Source organism: Negativicoccus succinicivorans, from assembly GCF_014207605.1.
GTDB lineage: Bacteria > Bacillota > Negativicutes > Veillonellales > Negativicoccaceae > Negativicoccus > Negativicoccus succinicivorans.
Window position 1 is genome coordinate 1 of sequence record NZ_JACHHI010000005.1, and the last position, 21775, is coordinate 21775.

Genomic DNA, 21775 nt, shown 5'->3' on the forward strand with positions numbered 1-21775 from the left:
AGGACTTTTGTAATTGACTCGGGTCTGAATATTCAGACCCGCACATTGGCGTTAATTCATTGCATTGTTCAGTTTTCAAAGAACCGTGTCGCTTCATGCGACTTGATTATGATAGCATCTCTTTTCTTTGGTGTCAAGCCTTTTTTCGCACCTTTTTTGAAATTATCAGAAATGCTCTGCACCAACCGGATTGTTGATGCTTAAGTATCATATCACGCTAAATATACGTTGTCAAGAAACAGTCAATATTTACTCACTATTTCTTACATATAAAAAGGCGCCCATATGGACGCCCTTTTATATGTATCTTTAGAAGTATCGCAACCAAATGTATACTTGCCCAACAAATACGGTAAATAACATCATCGGGAAACCGACTATAAAGTATTTTTTAAAGCTCATATCGTAACCGTTTTGGGCTGCCAAGGCCGCAATAATAACCCCCGGCGAGGAGCCGATAATCGTGCCGTTACCGCCATAGCAAGCACCAATGGAGAGCGACCACCACAAAACATTGGGGTCAAGTCCCATTACGTTTTCCATCTCCTTAATGATCGGAATCATGGTTGCAGTAAACGGAATGTTATCCACAAAAGCGGAAGCTAAAGCACTGATCCAGAGAATCAAGGAAGATGTCATTTCGATGTTGCCTTGGGTCTGTTCCACAGCCCATTTCGCAACCCAACCGATAACACCGGTAGCCTCAATACCGCCGACAAGAACAAAGAGGCCGATGAAGAAGAAGATGGTGCTCCAATCTACACCGCTCAATGCTTCTTCCGGAGTCTCACCCGTAAAAACCATCATGGCAATCGCACCGGTAAGAGCGATCGTCGCTGTTTCGAATCCGATCAAATTATGAATGGCAAACCCGAATACTGTTAAAACCAAGACGGTTAACGAAATATGGAATAGCCGCCAATCGGCAATCTGCTTTTTCGGATCCAGTTTGTCTAAAAGCGATTTTTCAAAAGGTTCGTGTTTAAGTTCTTTACGAAAAACAAGTAGCAAAGTAGGTACACAGAGAAGCAATACAAACATAGCGATCGGGCCGGTATTGGTAACAAAGTCCATAAACGTTAAGCCAACGGCGCTGCCGATCATGACGTTCGGCGGGTCGCCTACCATCGTTCCTGTACCGCCGATATTGGAAGCCAGAATTTCCATGATCAGGAAAGGATAGGCATTAAGACGCAAAAATTTTGTTAACGAAATAGTGATCGGCGCGATTAGCAGTACTGCTGTGACGACATCCAAGAACGCTGCCGAAATTGCTGTTAAAAATGCAAACATCAACATCAACAGCAGCGAACGACCTTGTGTCAATTTGACGGCCCAAATAGCGAAGGCTTCGAACATCCCTGTCTTTTTAACGACAGCAACGATCATCATCATCCCGATTAAAAGGCCGAGTGTATTGAAGTCTATAAAACGGGTAATCGCCATTTCCTGCGTGACAAAGCCCACCAAAATCATTGTCATGCCGCCAACCAATGAAACAATCGTTCGCGGCCATTTCTCTGACATGATCACAGCGTAGGTTGTCACAAATATTAAAATTGACAAAGTAAACGCGCTAAACACTCCGCCTCAGCCCCTCATGATAATATTTTATGATATTATTAAAAATATTTTCATCTAGTACTATGCTCGTCTTACATTGTATAATTTAACGATTGAACTGTCAACGAAAACGGGCCAATTGCCTATTATCAGTGGACAATAATTACCTATAAGTAAAAAGCCTCTGCTTAGCAGAGGCTTGATGTGGTGATCCATCCGCGACTCGAACGCGGGACACCCTGATTAAAAGTCAGGTGCTCTACCAACTGAGCTAATGGATCATACTGGCAGGGGTAGGTGGATTCGAACCACCGTATGACGGAGTCAAAGTCCGTTGCCTTACCGCTTGGCGATACCCCTGTGGGGTGAGTAGTGGGAGTCGAACCCACGCATAACGGAGCCACAATCCGCCGTGTTAACCACTTCACCATACCCACCATGTCCGAATAAATCGGAACAGTTAACAGTTTACCATCTTGTTTGATTACTGTCAATATTTATTTAGAACTTGTCATCGGCGTTTCGTCCCTTGCCACCAAGTGACGCACAAATTCCGGTAATACAAATGCAGCTTTACCGATTTCCGTATTGTAATAACGACAATGCGGTAAACTTGGGGTTCGCCATTCCGATGCCAAAGGGTCCCGCGTTTTAGCTCCCAACGTAAAGGAATGATAGCCGCTGGGATACAACGGAATCGGTGCTGTATACAGACGGGTCATCGGAAAGCTTTTCGCAACCGCCTGTTGAACATCGAAAATTAACTGTTGATGGAAGAACGGCGATTCTGTTTGCTGCACCATGATGCCGTCTGCCTTTAAAGCCCGTGCACAAGCGGCATAAAATTCGGCGGTAAAAAGGCCTTTCCCGGGGCCAATGGGATCCGAGCAATCAACAATAATCACATCATATTCATTCTCTGCCGCTTCCACTTTGGCAATGCCGTCGCCGACAGTAACGGTTAATCGCGGATCATCTTGCAATAGCGCGGCCGCAATTTCGGGCAAGTATTTCTTAGCGATAGCAATCACAGCTGGGTCAATCTCAACCATTTCCACCGATTCGACTGTAGTATGACGCAACACTTCTCGCGCCGTACCGCCGTCACCGCCGCCCACAATCAGGATGCGGCGCGGCTGCGGATGCAGACATAAAGGGACATGGGTGATCATTTCGCTATACACCCACTCATCGGCGATAGAGGTTTGAAAAACGCCGTCCAAGATCAACATCCGACCAAATTGAATGCTGTCCGCCACGACAATGTGCTGAAATTCAGACTGCTCCTCATGCAAAATTTCCCGTGCAGCAAGGGAGAGTTTAACGGACGGACTTTGTTCTTCAGTGACCCACGCAGTTTGCGTTGCCGCCATCTTATGCCTCCCGGTCGATTTCACCCGCTGCGGAATCTGATGCTTCCGCTTCTATCTCTTGTATCGCTTGCGAATCCGCTTCTTCTACATCGGTAACGGTGAAAAGTTCTTCCTCGTTATTTTCTTCCGTCTCGGACACGGTTTCATAGTTTGCCATGCCTTGGGACGGATCCGCTACCATGGTATCCACCAACTCTAATTGCGATTCGAGCAACGAGCGTAATTTCGCTCGGAAAACGCTGATATCGGCCATGATTTGGTTGTATTGTTCCTGTGCGTTGCGTAATGAATCTGCCGTATCGCGGAGCATCTGTTCTTTCTCCGTTTCCGCTTTGGCAATGATCAATTCCGCTTCTTTGCGCGCATTGACTTTGACATTTTCCGCCGTTTCCTGCGCCATCATCAATGTAGATGTCATGGTCGTTTCCATCGTTTCGTAATTTTTCAATTTCGTGCGCAACATATCGGTTTCTTCTTGCATTTCCCGATGTTCGCGGTAAATTTTTTCATAGTCGTTAACGACTTCTTCCAGAAACTGTTCGACTTCCTCCTGCGCATAGCCGCGCAAGCCTTTGGAAAAAGTTTTATTATGAATATCCATCGGTGTTAACATTTGGTTTCCTCCCGTTATTGATATCGTTCCAAACGCAAACCGGTCCGCCCTTTACGACTGGTACCGGTAATCTCTGCCACGACCAAACGACCGCGGCCTCGTACTGAAATAACATCGCCCTGTGCGACAATTTGCGCAGGTCCCTTGGCCCGTTGCCAATTGACTTGTACTTTTTCCGCACTGATGGCGGCTACCATTTTAGCGCGTGACATACCATAACCGGCAGCTCCGATCGCGTCAAGGCGCAAAGAGGCAACCGTCGTACGAACTTCTTTTACTTTTTCTATTTTAGGAACCAGGTCGGTCAACGGAATCTCTCGTGGCGTCACATTGACCATGGCAATTTTTTGCCAATTCTGTAGCAAATACGGCACAATCGCACGATCAACGACTACCTGCGCACATGTCGGCTGCATTAAAACATCGCCGAACACTTCCCGTTCCAATCCCAGCCCCATTAGTGATCCCAGCACATCACGGTGGCCAAGCAGCCGAAAACGCGGATCCCAGCTTGCTTCCACAGCGCTCAAATTCCAATCTATTTTGCCGGCGAATTCCGGTCGAAAAAATGCGATTTTAATACGTTCCGCGCCATGATACCCGCCGTTTTCCTCGACTTCCAAGCCGGGAAAGTGAGCGCGAATCGTGGTCGCGATCTGGCCGGCATACGGACTGACAAAATCACTGACGGCAAGCGGTCGGCGTGTCCGTACCTGATCCGCCAAGTCCAAAAGTCGATTGGCTAATTCTCCATTACCCGATCCGCTAAAATAGCGGCTGATCTTTTCGCGTTCATTCATGCGTCTGCGCCAACTCCCGATCACGCTCATAGCAGGCTACAACGCCCTCGATCAAAGCCGCACGCAAACCGTTTCGTTCCATCGCCTGAATACCCGCAATCGTCGTGCCGCCGGGAGAGGTTACCTGGTCCCGCAAGATCGCCGGATGGGTATTGCTCGTCAATTGCATTTTGGCAGCACCGAACAATGTCTGGGCCGCGGCTTTGATGGCCAGCTTGCGCGGCAAGCCGATTCGTACGCCTGCATCCGCCAGCGCATCCATAATGACGTAGACATACGCGGGACCCGCACCTGCCAGCGCCATCATCGCGGTTAATTCCGCTTCGCTAACGACAACCGTTTCGCCCAACGCGGCAAAAATGGATTCTACCAGTGCGACATCGTCTTTTGCTACATCGTCCGACGGTGCGATGGAAATCATTCCCGCGGCCACATCGACCGGTGTATTCGGCATCACACGTATGACGGACAGATTCGTTGTACCCCATTCGTGAAGTTTCGCAAGCGTCGTTCCCGCGGCAATCGACACGATGACACCCTGCGATTTCGCCGCCGCAAGTTCCGACAATACTTCTTTCACCTTGTACGGCTTGACCGCGATGATAACTACATCGCAGGTCGCAAGTGTCGACCAATCCGCTTTGTTAACACCGTAGCGTTCCGCCACTTCCTGCGTTTTGACAGGAGTATGCTCCCGCACGTAAACATCATTAGTCGCCACAACTTTGCCGGCTAAAATGCCGCGCAAAATCGCGCCCCCCATGGCGCCTACGCCAATAATTCCCAGTTTTGTCATTGCTGACGACTGCCCCAGGTGGGTGCTACGTCAGCGCTTAAGTTCGGAGTTGTCGTATAGGTATAGTTTTCCGTATCGACTGTCATGTTGTTCGGCACGGCGAGGAAAATGGCATTGCTGACTTGTTCGATATGACCTTCAAGTGCATAAGTAACACCGCTGACGAAGTCAATCAAACGACGACCGATTTCATCTTCCGTTTTTTCCAAGTTGATGACTACCGGACGATACGATTTCAAATGATCGGCAATTTTTTCAGAGTCACCGAAAGTATACGGTTCTACGACAATCATCCGATACGCTTTCGACTGCTGCACTGGTGTTGCTGCTGCCGGTGTGCGATAGTTCACACGGTCGTCTTCGTATTCTTCATCATCATCCATGTATTCATCATCATACTCGTCATGATTACCCGAAACACTATCCACCATACGATTCCAACTATCTCTCCAGCCCATTGTTCTCCTCCTTATTGTTCACGGCTACCGAAAATCGCGGTGCCGACGCGAACCAGGTTCGCTCCCTCTTCAATCGCCACTTCCATGTCATTACTCATGCCCATGGAAAGGTAGCGTATATCCTCTTCACCATAACGCTGACGCAAATCATCAAACACATTATACGCGACGCGAAAGACCGGGCGCACTTCTTCCGGATTTTCCACGAGCGGTGCCATGCACATCAGCCCGCGCAAACGGATATGAGACGCCCCCTCTACCGCGGCCAATATATCTTCATATTCCGACAATTTGAGTCCGTATTTTTGCGGTTCTTCCGCAATATTGAACTGCAGCAAAATGTCCTGCACTTTATCTATTTTTTCGGCCTGCTTTTGAATCGCCTCTAAGATACGCGCCGAGTCGACGGATTCAATTAAATCAAAATATTGCACGGCTTGTGCGGCTTTGTTTCGTTGCAGATGCCCGATTAAATGCCAGGAAATCGGTGCACCGGTATATTCCGCCTGCTTTTGTACCGCTTCCTGCACACGATTTTCGCCGACAACGGTCACTCCCAAGCGAACGGCCTCTTGCACCGCGGTAACCGGATGAAACTTGGTCACGGCGACCAATTGCACATGATCGACACGTCCCGAGCGAATCCGTGCGTTACGAATCCTTTCACGCACCGCCTCCAAATTCGCGGCGATATCCGTCATCTCATCACCTTCCTCTATTTTATTCCTTACTGTTTCACTTCCTAATATATACGACTATATCACAGATTATTATAGCAACTATTGCCAACAGTGACAAAACAAAAAGAAGAAATCGTAACAATTTCCTCTTTTTTATTGTTTTGAAAACACAGGTCATATCCATCCGCAGATGTCAACTTGCATTTGGCACCAAAAAGCACTTGCGATTGCAAGTGCCTTTTGGTTAGTCGCAAAGCTGCGCCGTCTTCGCCAGCTCCCCATCAATAGTAATTCCCAACGTGTTGGCAGCCGAACGACTGATCAACGGGGCTTGCGCTGCCGGCAACTCAATGGCAAGCGTTTGCGGTTGCGCATTTCCTTTCAGAATTTTAACCGCCATTTTACCGGCACGATAACCGATCTGATAATAATCCACGGAAAGGGCTGCCAGTGCGCCTTCCCGCACATAACTTGCGGCCGCACCGATGACCGGAATGCGGGCGGCGTTCGTCACGTTAATCAACGTCGGTAAGGCAGATGCAATGACGTTGTCCGTCGGTACGTAAATCACATCGACACGACCGCACAATGCCTGTGCGACTTGTGCCAAATCGTTGACATTGCTAACCGTTGCCTCCGTCACACTGAGCCCTTCGGCTTGCGCTGCGGTCACAAAACTTTTCGCCTGTAACTCACTGTTGATTTCGCCGGAATTATAAATGATCCCAACCCGTTTGGCAGTCGGCAATAATCGTTGCAACAATTGTACCTGCTCCGCTTCCGGTGTCCGATCACTTGTCCCGGTGACATTCGTACCCGGCGTTGCATTTGTTTTCACGAGTTTCGCCGATTCATAATCGGAAACGGCTGTCCCGACGATCGGAATCGTCGCCGTTTCGTTCGCCATTGTCTGCGCCGCCGGTGTCGAAATCGCTCCGATCAGATGCACATTTTGGCTGACAAAACGCTGCGCGATCGCTTTCAGATTGGATTGTTCGCCTTGCGCATTTTCCTGCATAATGGTAATCGCTTTAGCGGGGTACGCTTCTTGGAGCGCTGCAACGAAACCGCGATTCGCCTCATCCAGCGACGGATGTTGCGCTATTTGAACAATGCCTACGACCGGATTGTCTGTGCCTTGCACATCCGTCGTTTTGCCGAAAAATTGAGTGCCCACCGCGACTATGCCTACCACTCCCAAAATAACTGCCCAACGTTTACTGCTCCATTGCATTTTTTTCACGCTCCCTCTAAATAAAAACGTCCCTTCGCCAAGAAGGGACGACGGGACGCGGTCGCGGTACCACCCTAATTATCAAACAAAAAAGGATGGCACCCAGGGACGGAAAACTCCGCGGTACCACCCTAATTATCATTTGATCAACTCATGACGCATTAACGACCGTCACGCCGTTCCCGCCTACTTATTTCAGCGGGAAAGCTCCGGAAAGAACTTCGGCGACCAATTCGTACCGTCTTGCACCATCCGCCGGCTCTCTGTGACTCATTGATAGCGTACTTTTTTCCTTCATTGCCATTGACTTGTAAATTTTTCATATTGTAACAAACGAAATTTTATTTGTCAAATGATTTGGTAAATATTTCTTTATATTTGCCGTAACCCGCTTCATCCAGCTGCTCATACGGAATAAATCGTAATGCGGCAGAGTTAATACAATACCGCAAACCGGTCTCTGTCGGCCCATCAGGAAATACATGTCCTAAATGCCCACCGTTGCTGCGCACTTCCGTACGGGGCATGACCGGGATGCTCGTATCGCGATGTTCGCTGACCGGCGCATCGCCAAGCGTCCGATCAAAGCTCGGCCAGCCGCAGCCGGCATCAAATTTATCTTCACTCGAAAAAAGTGGCTCTCCGGTGACCACGTCTACGTACAGTCCCGGTGCTTCCTGATCCCAAAATTCATTTTGAAACGGCGGTTCGGTCGCATTTTCTTGTGTGACACGATACTGCATATCGGTCAGATGCGCCAGTTGGCTCGGCTTTTCTTTCATAGCTCCTCCAAAAAATCACGAATCGCAGGATTTTCCTTCATCGCGGTAAGCTCTGCGTCAGTCGGTAAAGTGACTTTATCTCGCTCCTGATTAACCAGGCATAAAAAGCCGAGCGCTTCGCCGCGGTTCGCGCGAAATTGATGCCATTGCCAAGCAGGAATGGTAATCAGATCACCGAATGACACCGCCTGCACTTCATCCCCCAACAGCGCCGTGCCTTTGCCCCTAAAAATCATTACCCAATGCGTGTGTTGATGGTGCTCGAGTGTGGAATATCCGCCCGGTGCCACCTCAAAGTAGCGCCACTGGCAGGGAATATCTTCGGCACCGTCAAATAATACCTGTCGGGTAACGGAGCGAAACGGACTGTTGTCTTCTTTATATACCAATTGGGAAACATCATCCCAACAGTAATCTTTATGTTTACGAATCATGGTAACCTCCGTACATATTATCGCACAGACCTTTCTTTCTGCAAAATCGAATCCATTCATGCTATAATCAAAAAAGAATGAAAGGATGATCGGATTGGAATTTTTATTGTACCTCTTGCTGGGGGCACTCGTAGCGGCATTTGGAACATTGATCGGTGCCGGCGGCGGCATTATATTTGTCCCGCTTTTTTTATTTATGTTCCCCTGGTCACCGGCAATGATCACCGGTACCTCGCTGGCGATCGTTTTTTGTAATGCGGCCTCAGGTACTGTCGCGTACATGCGGCAAAAGCGTATTCATTACGAGGCCGCTGTGCTGTTTGCCGTTTGCACCTTGCCCGGTGCGATTTTGGGTGCGATCCTCACCGATTACTTTTCGGGCGCATTATTCAAGCTCACCTTCGGCAGTTTTTTAACGCTACTTTCGCTTTTTATTCTTTGGCAAAATCGTCGTAAAAAAGCGACTCGCGTTGAGCACACCGACACCCACTTTGCGTATTCGAAGCCGCTTGGTTGTGCCATCAGTTTCGTCGTCGGCTTCATCTCCAGTATTTTCGGGATCGGCGGCGGTGTCATTCATGTGCCGGCTATGATTTATCTGCTGGGGTTTCCGACTCATATTGCAACCGCTACCAGTCATTTTGTCCTGGCGGTTTCCGCTTTATTCGGTGTCGCAACGCACGCCGTGGCCGGACATATTCATTGGCCTCTGGCGATTGTCTTCGGTCTGGGCTCGATCGTCGGTGCGCAGATAGGCGCACGCCTCGCCAAGCGTGTTCAAGGACCCATCATTATTAACTTGCTGGCTCTGGCTTTACTCTTGCTGGGCTTGCGGTTAGTATTGTTAGTATAATGATATAAATCTTTACGAGAAAGGATGTAAGCAATGGAAACTTATTCACGTAAAACTCCGGTTTGGAATCGATTCAACCAAACGCAACAAAAAGACTGCTATAAATATGCGGAGGAGTACAAGAAATTTTTGGATGCGGCGCGCACGGAACGCCTGGCCAATAAAGAAATTATTCGTCAGGCAAAAGCGGCGGGGTACCGACCGCTGTCTTCTTTCAGCGAATTGCACGCGGGCGACAAAGTGTACTTAGATCACAAGGGCAAAGCTGTCATCATGGCGGTTATCGGCCGCGACGACATGCGTCAAGGTCTGAAATTGATCGGCTCTCATATCGACTCACCTCGTCTCGATTTAAAGGCGAACCCGCTCGATGAAAAAGACGGCTTGGTATTTCTCCGCACGCATTACTACGGCGGTATCAAAAAATATCAATGGGTCTGCATGCCGCTTGCTCTCGTCGGTGTGATCGCCAAAACGGACGGCAGTCTGATCAACGTGGAAATGGGTCTGGATGCGGCGGATCCGGTATTGTACATCACCGATATTTTGCCGCACCTGGGACAGACACAGGCGCAGAAAAAGCTCAACGAAGCCATCACCGGCGAAATGTTGTTACCGGTAATCGGCGGTCACGGTGAGGGCAAGAAATCCGCCAAGGAAATGGTGCTGAAAATTTTCGGCGACAAGTACGGCATCACGGAAGAAGATTTCGCCAGTGCGGAGTTGGAGGTTATTCCGGCGCAATGCGCACGCGACGTCGGTATCGATCGCGCGTTTGTCATGGCGCACGGTCAGGACGATCGCGTCTGCTCCTACGGCAATCTCGCCGCCATTCTCGCCGCGAAACCGAGCACCAAAACGCAAGTCGCGTTATTTACCGATAAGGAAGAAATAGGTTCATATGGCAACACGGGGGTCAACTCTTCCTACGTCACCGACTTCATTATGGATCTGCTGGAATTGCAAGGTGACGGCAGCCATCGAGCCCTGCGTGATACATTGCGGCATACTGAAATTCTTTCCGCCGATGTGACCGCATCTTTTGATCCCACTTTTGCCGATGTAATGGAGAAAAACAATTCTTCATTGACGGGCTTCGGAATTGTTTTAACGAAGTATACCGGCGCGCGCGGTAAGTCCGGCAGCAATGATGCCAATGCGGAATTTCTCGGCAAAGTTCGCGGCATTTTCAATGAAAATAATGTGCCGTGGCAGATTGGCGAACTCGGTAAAGTCGATCAAGGCGGCGGTGGCACCATCGCTTTGTACCTGGCGGCCTGGGGTTGCGAAGTGGTCGATTGCGGCGTGACGATGCTCAGCATGCATGCGCCGCTGGAACTCGTGGAAAAAACGGATGCCTATTGCGCTTACCTTGCGTATAAAGCATTTTTCGAGAGCAACTGAATGAAATAAAAAAGAACCTCCTCGGAGGTTCTTTTTTTATAAAAATTATTTGTCGACTGTGTCGAAAATGCCGAGCGAAAGATACCGTTCACCCGTATCCGGCAATAAAGCAACAATACGCTTGCCGGCAAATTCCGGACGCTGCGCCAAGGCCGTTGCTGCTGCCAACGCGGCACCGGAAGATACCCCGACCAGAATTCCTTCTTCACGTGCCAGTGCCTGCGTGGCCGCAATCGCGTCTTCATTCGTTACTGTGAGCACTTCATCATACACGGCTTGGTCCAAAACTTTCGGGATAAAGTTGGCGCCTATGCCCTGAATTTTGTGACTGCCGGCTTTGCCTTCCGTGAGCAACGGAGAAGTCGACGGTTCCACCGCAAAAACTTTCACATCGGCATCCTTTTCTTTCAAGAAGCGTCCGACACCTGTCACCGTGCCGCCCGTACCGACGCCGGCAACAAAAGCACCGACATGACCGTCGGTATCTTCCCAGATTTCTCGTGCGGTAGTCGCCTCATGCATCGCCGGATTCGCCGCATTTTCAAATTGTTGTGGGATGAATACGTTCCCCAATTCTTTTTTCAGCTCGTTGGCTTTATCCACCGTTCCCTGCATTCCCTGCGCGCCCGGTGTCAATACAATCTCAGCGCCGTACGCCTGAGCCAGTTGGCGACGTTCGACGCTCATCGTTTCCGGCATAACCAAAATCACACGGTAGCCTTTGACGGCGCCGGCAAACGCTAAGCCTACGCCCGTATTACCGCTCGTGGGTTCCACAATGGTCATCCCCAGAACAAGCGAACCGTCTTTTTCCGCTTCGTCAATCATCGCCAGCGCCACGCGGTCTTTTACCGATCCGGCCGGATTTTGTCGTTCCAATTTTACGACAATCTGCGCCGCAAGATTACGTTTAGCCGACCATTTTTTCAATTCGACTAAAGGAGTTTTGCCCACAAGATCTAAAATCGATGTAGCAATTTTCATTCTAAAACCTCTTCCCATCTATGTCATTGTACAGATAATGTACTATTCCGTTTTTTGTAAATACACAAAGCCGCCGCCCAGCATGGTTTCTTTCGCCCATTCCGCCGGCGCAAAACTTTTTTTGATGCCTTCATCATAAACATCGGCAATGGCGGGCGACCGATCGGTATCCAAACGCACAATCGGCACCCAATGCCACGAATCAATCGTCTCTTGGTTACCGCGATGGCGGTTCAAAAAAGCAACCGGTGAATCACAGTCCAAGCCTGCCTTGATAAAATTCAACACTTCTTCGCTCGAAGGACGAAAACGAGAGACTACCGACACCGTGAGCATCCGGGCATGATAATTTTGCATTCCCGCTTCCCGAAAAAACATTTCCAAACCGTCACGTAACCAACGCGTTTTAAAAAGTCCGCCTTGGCGCGGTGTCACATAATCCCAAATCCGATTCATTTGCGTTAACACCGCATTCGTAGTCTGCAAATCCTTCCAAATGCCATCCCGATGCAAACAGTACGCCGCTAAATATGTCGCGGTGGTCGGACCGCAACCGGCGCGTTGGCGCCATTCATCCTGATACCAATCTTGTGAATACCCGTACCAAATCCGACCATTGATTTTAAAATCGAGCTGGTCGGGTTTTTGTAACGAATATATGGACATCTGTTTTCCTTCTTACTCTTCCACGATCCGGATTGATTCCATCCGGTCGCCCTGTAAAATCGAATCTACAGTATCCATACCGTCCGTTACCTGACCAAACACGGTGTGCACGCCGTTCAAGTGCGGCTGCGGTTCAAAGCAAATGAAGAATTGGCTGCCACCCGTATCTTTGCCGCGATGCGCCATCGATACGGCCCCGCGCGTATGCTTATGGGGGTTATTTTCGGTTTCACAAGGAATGGTGTAGCCCGGACCGCCGGTACCGTTACCGTTCGGACACCCCGTCTGGGCGACGAAACCCGGAATCACACGATGAAAAATCAAGCCGTCATAAAATCCTTCGCCGGCCAGTTTCGCGAAATTTTTCACCGTGCCCGGCGCTTCTTTCGGAAACAGTTCAATCGTAACTTCCGCTTTATTTTCAAGAGTAATAATAGCTTTCATAGTAATTCCTCTTCTTTCTGTGCAATGGCACGAATCACGAGCCCCGCCAGTATCATCCCGCCCACCGGCGGTACAAAAGAAACGGAGCCCGGAACCTGTTCCGCTCCTTCGGGATACTGAGGCGCAATCGGTTTCTCTTTAGAATATACGCAGGTCAATTTTGCTACGCCTGCCTGTTTTAATTCCCGACGCATTACGCGTGCCAGGCGGCACACGGAGGTGGCATAAATATCCGCCACTTCAATTTGCTCGGGATGTAATTTATTACCTAAGCCCATCGCCGCAACGATAGGTATATGTAATGCTTGCGCTTCGCGGGCAAGGCCCACTTTCGCCGTCACTGTATCGATCGCATCGATTACATAATCAACATGCAATGTTGCCAGATACGATTCCTCCCGGGGCAAGTAAAACTCTTCACGAACTTCTACTTGACACGCCGGGTTAATATCTTTGACACGTTCCGCCATTATCTGCGCCTTTGATTTTCCCAGTGTCGACACTAAAGCCGGTAATTGTCGGTTGCGATTGCTGGCCGTGACGCGGTCGGGATCAATCAACACCAAGCGACCGATGCCGGCCCGCGCCAGTGCTTCCACCGCATAGGAACCGACACCCCCGATGCCGAACACGGCCACCGCGGCACGAGACAAACGATCGACGCCGTCAGTTCCCAGCAAGTATGAAGTGCGTTGTGTAAATTCGTCCATCAGTCTTTCGCCGGCACGATTTCCAGCCAATAGTGGTCCGGATCTTCGATAAAATAAATACCCATTTTAGAATTCTCATAGCAGATACAGCCCATCGCTTTATGCTTGGCATGAGCGGCTTCATAATCTTCCGTCACGAACGCCAAATGGAATTCGTTGTCACCCAGATTGTACGGTTCTTTCCGATCGCGCAACCAGGTGAGCTCCAGCTTATGGTCCGTCTGATGATCTCCCAAATAGACGATGACAAAGCTGTCATCCTCCGCTACTTTGCGGCGAACTTCGGTAAGCCCCAGCGCCTCTTCATAAAAGGCAAGACTTTTTTCCAAGTTCAAAACATTTAGGTTATTATGGTCAAATCGAAAGGACATCGACATCGCTCCTTTGCTGAAATTCTTATTCGAATATTTTCGATATACTTATTGTAACAAATTTTTTTATATTCTGCAATTACCCTAACACCCAATGAGCCCGACTGCCTGTTTCCGTTTTTTCGATTTCCAAACGCGTATCAATGCGCTGACGCAATTCTTCTACGTGACTGATAATGCCGACAAGTCGGCCGCCCTCACGTAAATCCGTCAAAATACGAATCGCTTCGTTTAACGCGTCCGCATCCAATGTCCCGAAACCTTCATCGACAAACACGGTATCCAAACGCAAGCCTCCGGCGTAGGCCTGCGCCGTATCGGCAAGCCCCAACGCCAGCGCGAGCGACGCTTGAAAAGTTTCGCCACCCGAAAGTGTATTGGCGGGCCGGCGATCTCCGGTCCAAAAATCGTTGACTTCTAAATCCAACCCCGCCGCGCGACGTTGGTCGGTCGCCGCTTGTGCACGCACAAGCTGGTACCGTCGGTGACTCATTTTTTCCAAGCGTACGTTGGCGGCCATGATGACATCGTCAAGCAACGTCTGTAAAACATAACGCTGAAAACTCAAGCGTCCCTGCTCGCCGGTCACGCTACTGCCATTGGCCAATTCGGATAAACGTCCCACGACAGCCTGTTCCTGATCGAGTTTCGCAAATATCTGCGCGTATTCCTTCATTTTTTGCGCGGCGGCCGCCAATCGTTTGACTTTTATGCCGAACATCGTCATTCGCTCGACCGCCTCTTTATGTTCCTTTTCGGCTTGGCTGACGGCCGCCATAACTTTTGCCAAGTCGGGCGCCGCCATGCCGTCCAGTTCTTTTTTTATTTCCTCCAAACGAGTTTTGTTAGCGATGCAATCCGCTTGATATTTTTGAATTTCTTGCCGACGCTCGGTAATGGAGGGCCCCTGCGCAATCGCCTCGGCCAACAGCGTCATATCGGTAAAGCCCGATGCTTTGGCGCGCTCGAGCAATCCGTCGCGTTTCGTTTTATAGTTATGACGGCATTCTTCCAGTAGCCTTGTCACTTTTTCGTATTCTTGACGAAGATCCTGCTCCTTTTTTTGAACCTCTTTCGCCTTTGACGAAAATGCCTTTTCGCGCCGTTCGTAGTTTTCTATTTTCTCTCGCAACTGCACAACTTGCGCTTTCACCGACTCCGCATTTGTGAACTGTGGCGGAATCTGTCGTTGCGCTTCCTCAAGTTTGGTCGTTACCACCGTTCCCGCCGATTCGATTTTCGCAAGTTCTTCATTGATTTTTTGCAGTGTTTCGTTCGCTTTTTTCTCTTGCTCCTGTTGCGCGGTCAACTGCACTTTAACACGTTCAAATTCCGCTTGCGCAGACATTGCCTCTTGATGCTTCGTCTGCAATTCGGTCTCCTGCTCTATAAGTTGTGTATCGGTAAGCGATGCCAACAAAGCATCCGCCGCGTTCAACTCCTGTGCCAACAGGGATTCACGTTCCGTCAGCTGGCTCAAAAGCTGTTGCGTTGCCGCTAATTTTTCCTGCGCCAGCTTTTCTTCTTCCTGCGCATCTTGCCACGTTGCTTCATCCGGCATTTCCTCATCGGTCACCGCCGGTTGCGGATGATGCAGAGATCCGCATACCGGGCAGGGAGTGCCCGCCGTAAGTTCCGCGCCTAACCATGCCGCCCAGTTTTTTTCACGCAGATCGGCCAAGTGTTCCCGCTTTTTAACAACGTTTTGCAAAGCGGTTTGCTGCAAAGCAAGCGTGTTTTTCAGGGTTTCAATATCCCCTCTGACCGCATCATGGTCTTGCTGACGTTTCCGATACGCTTGGTATTCCTTTTGCCGTCGTTTATGCGACGCCAATTTTTCTTCCCAAATCGGCTCTTTCTCTGCCAACTCACGAAGCGCATTCCCTTGCTCGGAAAGATCCGTGATGGCTTTCGCGAACCGTTCCGCTTCCGCCTGCGCCGCTTTTTGCCGCTCTTCCGCCGCAGCGTGTTTCTTTTGATTCTCTTCTTCTTGCCGTGTCAATTGCGCTACTTCATCAAACCAACCGATGACTCTCGTTAACCGCTCTTGTTCCAGTTTATATTCACTTTGCGCGGAACGTTCCGCATCTAAAAATTCTTCCTCTTTTGCCCAGTAAAGAGTCTCCTCTTGCAGTTGTTTTAATTCCGGTTCCCACTCGCTTTGCTGCTGACGATATCGGGATCCCTTCGTTTGTTCATCGGTGAGCGCCTGCATGCTGTCGGCCATTGTTGTTGCCTTTTGCCAACGCTCCAGTTCTGCGGCCTTTTCTTGCATCATTTCGGACTCGTCGGCAAGCTTTTTCTGCACAGCGAGCGCGATTTTTTCTTTGCTTTTAAGGTCTTGCCATGTCTGCGCTGCTTGCGCCGACTGCTGTGCTTCTTGGCGAGCTTTTGCCAAAACGAGCTCCGCGTCTTTCGCTTCGTTCCATTCCGCTTGGGTTATTTGTATGGCAGATTGCAATTCTTCTTCCGTGGTAACATTTTCCGCCCCCAAATCGCGTTCCCGATCGCGCTTCGCCTCTTCAAAAGATGACGCGAGCGCCTGAGCGCGCTCTTTCAATAACGACGCTACGCGGGCGGCGATTTCCGTCGCAAAAAGTTTGGCCAAAATCTGCTCTCGTTCCGCCGAGCTCGCCAATAAAAGTTGACGAAAATTCCCCTGCGGCAAAAGCACGACCTGACGGAACTGATCGACATCAAAACAGATCAGGTCCAAAATTTTGCCTTGCACATTGCGATCGCCCATCGATTCCAATTCCTTGCCGTCACCTGCGATCTTGACAAATTCCACTTTGGCGGGGCGCTCCGTTGTTCCCGTCCCCCGTTGTTTGCTCAGGCGTTGCGCCGGCTCACGCACGACACGATAGCAGGTATCGCCGAGCGCAAAATCAAGTTCCACCCGTGTCGGTAACGATGTCGGTGCATACGCACTGCGCATATTACGCGCGTCACGTTCGCTGCTGGTTTTGCCGTAAAGCGCAAAACAAATCGCGTCGAAAATCGTCGTCTTGCCTGCACCGGTCGGTCCGTGCACCAAAAAGAACTGCCGCTCACCGAGGCGAGTAAAATCAATTGTTTGCGCTGCCACATAGGGGCCGAACGCCTGCATCATCAAACGTAACGGTCTCATGACTCCGCCTCCTGCCATACTTCGGCCATAACCTGTGTCTCGGTTTCATCGAGCGGCCGACCGCCGACATCCTCGATAAATTGCGCAAACATATCCGTATAGGTTAACCGACGAATGTCCGCTGTGGTGCGCTCGCCCTGCTGCGCTTTGAGGCCGATCGGTTCCAGGGCCAGCACGTTCGGAAATTTTTCGCGCAGCCGGCTCATCGCGGCCAGCACCGGCGCCTCATCCGTCAGTCGTAATAACAAATAATCGTCACTCGACGGCGTAAGGTCGCCCATAAGTTCCTGAAACGCGCCCGTGATGATGCGCAAATCACGACGCTTGCGCAAGGTAACACTCTCCCGCCGCACCGCTCCTGCCGCATCAATCTCGACCAAATCAACGCTTTTCTGCTGTTCCACTTCATTGAAGGAGTATTTTAACAACGAGCCGCTGTAACGCAATTTACCCTCCGCCATAGTTTGCGGTCGGTGCAAATGTCCGAGCATCGTGTAATGAAAATCTTGGAATACATCCGTTCCTACCTGTGACGATCCGCCGACGGAAAGCGGCCGTTCCGAATCCGACGGACTGCCGCCGGCCACAAAGGCATGCGCCACGGCAATACGCCGGGCCGATGACGGTACCTGCTGCAACAGACGCTCTGCCTGCACGCGGAATAAGCTGTCATAATCACGCACCTGCGGTTCATCGTATTTGATTCGTATCGTAGCCGGATCGGCAAACGCAAACGGGCAAAAATACACCGGTCCCGCCGCATCATGAAGCACAAGCGGCGCGGTATCGGCTTCGGCCATGCCGTAAATATAGACACCGCTTTCGCGCAAAAGCCGCGACCCGTACGACAAGCGATCGGTGCTGTCGTGATTACCGCTGATCGCAATCAAAGGAATAGCGGCGTAGCTTAATTCCGTAACCATATCATCCCATAAATGCACGGCATCCGTAGGCGGCACTGCGCGGTCATAGATATCGCCCGCCACCACCACAGCGTCCGGTCGGTAGTCACGCACCAATGCGCTGAAATCTTGCAGCGTGTACGCCTGATCTTCCGTCAAGTAACGTTCATAAAAAATTCGTCCTAAATGCCAATCGGCCGTATGAATAATGCGCATAGCAGCTCCTTTAATGTGTTTTTTTTATTATATCATCGAGGCTCTTTTACCGATGCGTGGGAATGATGAATAACTTATGATTTACTAAAATACGATTATAAAAAAATCCCCCGAAGGGGATTTTTTTATGACAATGTTAAAACGATTGTCTCCAATAATCTTGTTTGCACTTCCGTTGCCGCGGACACTTTACCGTTGCGCTGATCATATGCCAACGCTTCCGTGTTCGGCAAAAGCAGCCGTGTTTTGTCATGGCTCCGATAGACCAAAAGGCGCTGCGGTATAGTAAGAGCAAGATCCGGATGTTCGCGCCACAATGATTCCGCTTGCGGGTCGTGGTACTCGATCATCCAAAAAGGATTGTTCTCATCCCCCATTGTGGTAACCGTCACCGCTGTATAACCGGCTTGCTCCAGCGCCGTTAACAGACAAGGCACCCATTTCTGCGGTTCGGTTTTAAGCGTCACTTCATACGCATTGCGACCGACGCGTTCGCCTTGCAAACCGGCTTGTTGTAAAATGGCAAAGCTTTTTTCAAACTGCGGGTAGCGCGTGTCATAACGATCTCTTTCACTCGGAATGTCGGTATAAATTCCACCGCTGACGCCGTGATGATGACCGAAACCGATGCCGATCCCGAAATTTACCGCGCCTGTTGTCATTGTTACACCAAAAGACAAACCAACCGCTAATACCAAATATTTCCACCGTTGCATCGTATCACCCCTTTGGAAAGTTTATATTTTCAGTATAGCACAAATTAATATATGAATTTATGCATGATTTTATCTCATCTCATGATATAATAGATATTTGATGAATAAAGGAGGAAATAGATGTTAGAAGAATTTATCAATTTGAAAATATCCAAACCGATTATTACCGCCCTGAATGAAATGGGTTTTGAAGAGCCGACACCGATCCAGCGCGAGGCCATTCCGATCGCTTTGAGCGGCCGTGATATGATCGGCCAGGCACAAACCGGTACGGGTAAAACAGCGGCATTCGGTATTCCGATGCTGGAACGTGTACCGGCCAAAGGGGAAGGTCCGTTTGCCCTTGTGCTGGCGCCGACACGTGAGCTTGCCATTCAATCGGCAGAAGAGATCAATCGCTTGGCGCAACACTTGCCGCACTGGGCATTGCCGATTTACGGCGGTCAGGACATGGGCCGTCAATTGCGCAGTCTTAACAAACGTCCGCCGATTATTGTTGCGACACCGGGCCGTCTGATGGATCACATGCAGCGCGGAACCATTTCACTCGACAATATCCGGCTCGTTGTGCTTGACGAAGCGGATGAAATGCTCAACATGGGCTTCATCGATGACATTAACAAAATCGTCAGCGCTACGCCGGAGGATCGGCAAACGCTGCTGTTCTCCGCCACGATGCCGAATGCCATTCGTGAATTGGCTGACAAATTTCTGACGGAACCGGAACATGTCACTATGAAGATGAAAGAAGTGACCATTGATCTGATTGACCAGGACTACATTGAAGTAGCGGAACGCCAGAAATTCGATGTACTCTGCCGCCTTTTGGATATGCAGGATCCGACGCTTGCGATTATTTTCGGCCGCACCAAACGGCGCGTCGATGAAGTAACCGAAGCATTAAAGAAACGCGGTTATACGGCGGAAGGTTTGCACGGTGACTTGTCGCAGGCGAAACGTGATAAAGTCATGCGTCAATTCCGTGAAAATACGATTGATCTTTTGGTCGCTACCGATGTGGCGGCGCGCGGTCTTGATATCAGCGGCGTAACGCATGTCTACAACTACGATATGCCGCAGGATCCGGAAAGCTACGTGCACCGCGTCGGACGTACCGGTCGCGCCGGTCAGGCCGGTTTGGCAACGACATTTGTCGTACCGCGCGAAATGGAACATTTGCGCGCGATCGAACATTTGATTCGTCGTCGTATTGCCCGTCGCGCTATTCCCAGTCTGTCTCAAGTTATTGAAAGCAACCGTAAAAATGCGTTGACCAATTTGGTGCGCACTGCGGAACAGGACAACTTGGACGGTTTCCATGCCTCTGCGGAGGAATTATTGCGTGAGTTGGATTCCGTTACATTGGTCGCGGCGGCGATTAAGCTGCTGACGGAAGAACCGGACACTACGCCGGTCAACATCACGGCGGAACGTCCGCTCGCCCGCAAAAAAGGTAATTTTGCGCATCGCGGCCCGCGCTCGGGACAAAATCAGCGTAGCGGCGGAAAGCGCAATTTCAGTCGCGGCAAACGTCGCGAACGCAGTGATCGCAGTGATCGCAATGATCGTAACGACCGCGGCTACAAATCCACTTCGCGCAAAGGCGGCAAGAAAAAGAAATTCACCTCCGGTTTTGAACCGTACTTCCGTGATTGATTAATAAGCAATAAAAAAGACGCTTGCGCGTCTTTTTTTATTGCTTCGCAGCGGATTCTGTATCGCTATCCTGCGTTTCTGTTTCCTTTTGATATTCCCTTGCCAAATCGGCTGTCAGCTCCTGCCAACGTGCCGTCAGAAGCTGCGCATAGGGTACCGGCGGCAAACCGTAATTTCCTAACCCGAAACCGTCGTTAACTTCCACCAGTAATGTGCGGCCTTCGCTGTCCACACCGAAATCGATGGCATAACCGCGCGGTGCGGAGTGGTACGCTGCGATCGCGCGCTGAATAATATCTACATCCGGCGTGATATCCCATTTACCTTTATACCAGAACATTCCGAGCGGCACTCCGTCACAAACATAGACGCGCCACTCCGAAATAAATTCTATTTTTTCACTGCACCAAACGTCAATATCCGAAACAAAACCGCCGAGCTTTACCAAATCACTTGTTTCTTCCAGGACAGTGCCGATAAAGCGTTTCGTTTCTTTGCGCGGCTTGATAAATACGCGCCACAATGACGGATCATTCGTAATCGTAAAAAGCGTGGACGGCCAAATTTTCCGCCCGAGAAATTCCTGCAGTTCTTCCGGATAATCCAAATTCGGACATTCGATGTCCCAGCCCGTTAAGAGATCGTGCAAATCCTGTTCACTGCCGACAATGACCGTGGCCGGATCCACCGCTTGTAAGGCATGCACGGTGGTGTAAAAGTCCACATCTCCCAGTTGTTTGAACCCTTCATAGGCGATGTGCATATGATGGTCGTAGAGTAAACCGTCATGATTTTTGCGCAATAACGCTTTCATGCCGCTCTCCTTTCCTCTTGCACGCTTGTATAGTTTACCTGTCCGCAAAGGGAAGGTTTATATTCGAGTTTATTTTACCATCTTTTGTGCTCTCACAAAAGTTTCGCAATGGCGATAAATAAAGAAACAATTCATTTACGTCGGTTCCGCAAAAGAATTGTTTCTTTCCATTTTTA

At 49.9% G+C, this 21775-nt stretch carries 23 protein-coding genes, 3 tRNA genes and 1 other annotated feature; of the genes, 4 read left to right on the forward strand and 22 right to left on the reverse strand.

Going from position 1 to position 21775, the window contains the following annotated elements:
* The coding region (locus HNR45_RS07255) for a hypothetical protein (RefSeq protein WP_221417817.1) at positions 1 to 204 on the forward strand (204 nt) is incomplete at its 5' end.
* Positions 205 to 309: 105 nt separating this feature from the next.
* On the opposite strand, the gene HNR45_RS05465 is transcribed toward HNR45_RS07255, so the two are convergent.
* The 13 genes from HNR45_RS05465 to HNR45_RS05525 form a co-directional block, all read right to left on the reverse strand.
* A complete protein-coding gene (locus HNR45_RS05465; RefSeq protein WP_024048015.1) occupies positions 310 to 1584 on the reverse strand; it encodes an ArsB/NhaD family transporter in 1275 nt (424 codons plus the stop codon).
* A gap of 184 nt (positions 1585 to 1768) precedes the next feature.
* Positions 1769 to 1844 (reverse strand) — tRNA-Lys (locus HNR45_RS05470).
* Between the two features lie 4 nt (positions 1845 to 1848).
* Positions 1849 to 1923: transfer RNA gene (locus HNR45_RS05475), tRNA-Gln, on the reverse strand.
* A 1-nt stretch (position 1924) separates the two neighbouring features.
* Positions 1925 to 2000: transfer RNA gene (locus HNR45_RS05480), tRNA-His, on the reverse strand.
* Between the two features lie 60 nt (positions 2001 to 2060).
* Positions 2061 to 2936: a polyamine aminopropyltransferase gene (gene speE, locus HNR45_RS05485; RefSeq protein ID WP_159823208.1), complete on the reverse strand. Its 876-nt coding sequence runs from the start codon at positions 2934 to 2936 to the stop codon at positions 2061 to 2063.
* A 1-nt stretch (position 2937) separates the two neighbouring features.
* Positions 2938 to 3549 (reverse strand): DivIVA domain-containing protein, encoded by a 612-nt coding sequence (locus HNR45_RS05490; RefSeq protein ID WP_034437860.1) that lies wholly within the window; start codon positions 3547 to 3549, stop codon positions 2938 to 2940.
* Positions 3550 to 3563: 14 nt separating this feature from the next.
* Positions 3564 to 4349 carry a YlmH family RNA-binding protein gene (locus HNR45_RS05495; RefSeq protein ID WP_034437861.1) on the reverse strand — a complete coding sequence of 262 codons (786 nt, stop codon included), beginning with the start codon at positions 4347 to 4349 and terminating at the stop codon, positions 3564 to 3566.
* A complete protein-coding gene (gene proC / locus HNR45_RS05500; RefSeq protein ID WP_159823209.1) occupies positions 4342 to 5145 on the reverse strand; it encodes a pyrroline-5-carboxylate reductase in 804 nt (267 codons plus the stop codon). Before proC ends, HNR45_RS05495 begins: the two co-directional genes overlap by 8 nt.
* Complete coding sequence (locus tag HNR45_RS05505) at positions 5142 to 5603, reverse strand: cell division protein SepF (RefSeq protein ID WP_024049194.1); 462 nt, start codon at positions 5601 to 5603, stop codon at positions 5142 to 5144. The genes proC and HNR45_RS05505 overlap by 4 nt, the downstream gene beginning before the upstream one ends.
* 11 nt (positions 5604 to 5614) lie before the next feature.
* Positions 5615 to 6304: a YggS family pyridoxal phosphate-dependent enzyme gene (locus tag HNR45_RS05510; RefSeq protein ID WP_024049193.1), complete on the reverse strand. Its 690-nt coding sequence runs from the start codon at positions 6302 to 6304 to the stop codon at positions 5615 to 5617.
* 223 nt (positions 6305 to 6527) lie between these two features.
* A complete protein-coding gene (locus HNR45_RS05515) occupies positions 6528 to 7517 on the reverse strand; it encodes an ABC transporter substrate-binding protein (RefSeq protein WP_159823210.1) in 990 nt (329 codons plus the stop codon).
* Between the two features lie 40 nt (positions 7518 to 7557).
* Positions 7558 to 7824, reverse strand: a binding site (T-box leader).
* A gap of 34 nt (positions 7825 to 7858) precedes the next feature.
* Positions 7859 to 8299 (reverse strand): peptide-methionine (R)-S-oxide reductase MsrB, encoded by a 441-nt coding sequence (msrB, locus tag HNR45_RS05520; RefSeq protein WP_159823211.1) that lies wholly within the window; start codon positions 8297 to 8299, stop codon positions 7859 to 7861.
* On the reverse strand, positions 8296 to 8733 hold the full coding sequence (locus HNR45_RS05525) for a cupin domain-containing protein (RefSeq protein WP_159823212.1): 438 nt from the start codon (positions 8731 to 8733) through the stop codon (positions 8296 to 8298). Before HNR45_RS05525 ends, msrB begins: the two co-directional genes overlap by 4 nt.
* An 85-nt stretch (positions 8734 to 8818) precedes the next feature.
* On the opposite strand from HNR45_RS05525, the gene HNR45_RS05530 reads away from it, so the two are divergent.
* Together HNR45_RS05530 and HNR45_RS05535 are read left to right on the forward strand one after the other, a co-directional pair.
* Positions 8819 to 9586 (forward strand): sulfite exporter TauE/SafE family protein, encoded by a 768-nt coding sequence (locus HNR45_RS05530; protein ID WP_184327572.1) that lies wholly within the window; start codon positions 8819 to 8821, stop codon positions 9584 to 9586.
* A gap of 33 nt (positions 9587 to 9619) precedes the next feature.
* Positions 9620 to 10990 carry an aminopeptidase gene (locus HNR45_RS05535; RefSeq protein ID WP_159823213.1) on the forward strand — a complete coding sequence of 457 codons (1371 nt, stop codon included), beginning with the start codon at positions 9620 to 9622 and terminating at the stop codon, positions 10988 to 10990.
* A 45-nt stretch (positions 10991 to 11035) separates the two neighbouring features.
* On the opposite strand, the gene cysK is transcribed toward HNR45_RS05535, so the two are convergent.
* The 8 genes from cysK to HNR45_RS05575 all read right to left on the reverse strand — a co-directional run bounded on the left by cysK (position 11036) and on the right by HNR45_RS05575 (position 19129).
* Entirely contained in the window at positions 11036 to 11974 is a 939-nt protein-coding gene (gene cysK / locus HNR45_RS05540; RefSeq protein WP_159823214.1) for a cysteine synthase A, read from the reverse strand.
* Between the two features lie 42 nt (positions 11975 to 12016).
* A complete protein-coding gene (locus tag HNR45_RS05545; protein WP_159823215.1) occupies positions 12017 to 12640 on the reverse strand; it encodes a hypothetical protein in 624 nt (207 codons plus the stop codon).
* Positions 12641 to 12652: 12 nt separating this feature from the next.
* Positions 12653 to 13084, reverse strand: coding sequence for a peptidylprolyl isomerase (locus tag HNR45_RS05550; protein ID WP_024049185.1), 432 nt, complete (start codon positions 13082 to 13084; stop codon positions 12653 to 12655).
* A complete protein-coding gene (locus HNR45_RS05555) occupies positions 13081 to 13794 on the reverse strand; it encodes a tRNA threonylcarbamoyladenosine dehydratase (protein WP_159823216.1) in 714 nt (237 codons plus the stop codon). Before HNR45_RS05555 ends, HNR45_RS05550 begins: the two co-directional genes overlap by 4 nt.
* Complete coding sequence (locus HNR45_RS05560; protein ID WP_159823217.1) at positions 13794 to 14165, reverse strand: VOC family protein; 372 nt, start codon at positions 14163 to 14165, stop codon at positions 13794 to 13796. The genes HNR45_RS05555 and HNR45_RS05560 overlap by 1 nt, the downstream gene beginning before the upstream one ends.
* 79 nt (positions 14166 to 14244) lie before the next feature.
* Positions 14245 to 17295, reverse strand: a complete 3051-nt coding sequence (locus tag HNR45_RS05565) for an SbcC/MukB-like Walker B domain-containing protein (RefSeq protein WP_159823218.1) — start codon at positions 17293 to 17295, stop codon at positions 14245 to 14247.
* Entirely contained in the window at positions 17292 to 18413 is a 1122-nt protein-coding gene (locus HNR45_RS05570) for an exonuclease SbcCD subunit D (RefSeq protein WP_159823219.1), read from the reverse strand. Before HNR45_RS05570 ends, HNR45_RS05565 begins: the two co-directional genes overlap by 4 nt.
* A gap of 125 nt (positions 18414 to 18538) precedes the next feature.
* Positions 18539 to 19129, reverse strand: coding sequence for a hypothetical protein (locus tag HNR45_RS05575; RefSeq protein WP_159823220.1), 591 nt, complete (start codon positions 19127 to 19129; stop codon positions 18539 to 18541).
* 120 nt (positions 19130 to 19249) lie between these two features.
* On the opposite strand from HNR45_RS05575, the gene cshA reads away from it, so the two are divergent.
* The gene (cshA, locus tag HNR45_RS05580) at positions 19250 to 20785 is read left to right on the forward strand and encodes a degradosome RNA helicase CshA (protein ID WP_024048401.1); all 1536 of its coding nucleotides are present in this window, start codon (positions 19250 to 19252) and stop codon (positions 20783 to 20785) included.
* 37 nt (positions 20786 to 20822) lie between these two features.
* On the opposite strand, the gene HNR45_RS05585 is transcribed toward cshA, so the two are convergent.
* The gene (locus tag HNR45_RS05585) at positions 20823 to 21599 is read right to left on the reverse strand and encodes an ATP-grasp domain-containing protein (RefSeq protein ID WP_159823221.1); all 777 of its coding nucleotides are present in this window, start codon (positions 21597 to 21599) and stop codon (positions 20823 to 20825) included.
* Between the last annotated feature and the right edge of the window lie 176 nt (positions 21600 to 21775).

Excerpts from the sequence above, each read along its gene's own strand:
- speE (WP_159823208.1), bottom strand. The coding sequence starts at position 2,936 with ATGGCGGCAACGCAAACTGCGTGGGTCACTGAAGAACAAAGTCCGTCC.
- HNR45_RS05490 (WP_034437860.1), bottom strand. The coding sequence starts at position 3,549 with ATGTTAACACCGATGGATATTCATAATAAAACTTTTTCCAAAGGCTTG.
- HNR45_RS05495 (WP_034437861.1), bottom strand. The coding sequence starts at position 4,349 with ATGAATGAACGCGAAAAGATCAGCCGCTATTTTAGCGGATCGGGTAAT.
- proC (WP_159823209.1), bottom strand. The coding sequence starts at position 5,145 with ATGACAAAACTGGGAATTATTGGCGTAGGCGCCATGGGGGGCGCGATT.
- HNR45_RS05505 (WP_024049194.1), bottom strand. The coding sequence starts at position 5,603 with ATGGGCTGGAGAGATAGTTGGAATCGTATGGTGGATAGTGTTTCGGGT.
- HNR45_RS05510 (WP_024049193.1), bottom strand. The coding sequence starts at position 6,304 with ATGACGGATATCGCCGCGAATTTGGAGGCGGTGCGTGAAAGGATTCGT.
- HNR45_RS05515 (WP_159823210.1), bottom strand. The coding sequence starts at position 7,517 with ATGCAATGGAGCAGTAAACGTTGGGCAGTTATTTTGGGAGTGGTAGGC.
- msrB (WP_159823211.1), bottom strand. The coding sequence starts at position 8,299 with ATGAAAGAAAAGCCGAGCCAACTGGCGCATCTGACCGATATGCAGTAT.
- HNR45_RS05525 (WP_159823212.1), bottom strand. The coding sequence starts at position 8,733 with ATGATTCGTAAACATAAAGATTACTGTTGGGATGATGTTTCCCAATTG.
- HNR45_RS05530 (WP_184327572.1), top strand. The coding sequence starts at position 8,819 with ATGATCGGATTGGAATTTTTATTGTACCTCTTGCTGGGGGCACTCGTA.
- HNR45_RS05535 (WP_159823213.1), top strand. The coding sequence starts at position 9,620 with ATGGAAACTTATTCACGTAAAACTCCGGTTTGGAATCGATTCAACCAA.
- cysK (WP_159823214.1), bottom strand. The coding sequence starts at position 11,974 with ATGAAAATTGCTACATCGATTTTAGATCTTGTGGGCAAAACTCCTTTA.
- HNR45_RS05545 (WP_159823215.1), bottom strand. The coding sequence starts at position 12,640 with ATGTCCATATATTCGTTACAAAAACCCGACCAGCTCGATTTTAAAATC.
- HNR45_RS05550 (WP_024049185.1), bottom strand. The coding sequence starts at position 13,084 with ATGAAAGCTATTATTACTCTTGAAAATAAAGCGGAAGTTACGATTGAA.
- HNR45_RS05555 (WP_159823216.1), bottom strand. The coding sequence starts at position 13,794 with ATGGACGAATTTACACAACGCACTTCATACTTGCTGGGAACTGACGGC.
- HNR45_RS05560 (WP_159823217.1), bottom strand. The coding sequence starts at position 14,165 with ATGTCCTTTCGATTTGACCATAATAACCTAAATGTTTTGAACTTGGAA.
- HNR45_RS05565 (WP_159823218.1), bottom strand. The coding sequence starts at position 17,295 with ATGAGACCGTTACGTTTGATGATGCAGGCGTTCGGCCCCTATGTGGCA.
- HNR45_RS05570 (WP_159823219.1), bottom strand. The coding sequence starts at position 18,413 with ATGCGCATTATTCATACGGCCGATTGGCATTTAGGACGAATTTTTTAT.
- HNR45_RS05575 (WP_159823220.1), bottom strand. The coding sequence starts at position 19,129 with ATGCAACGGTGGAAATATTTGGTATTAGCGGTTGGTTTGTCTTTTGGT.
- cshA (WP_024048401.1), top strand. The coding sequence starts at position 19,250 with ATGTTAGAAGAATTTATCAATTTGAAAATATCCAAACCGATTATTACC.
- HNR45_RS05585 (WP_159823221.1), bottom strand. The coding sequence starts at position 21,599 with ATGAAAGCGTTATTGCGCAAAAATCATGACGGTTTACTCTACGACCAT.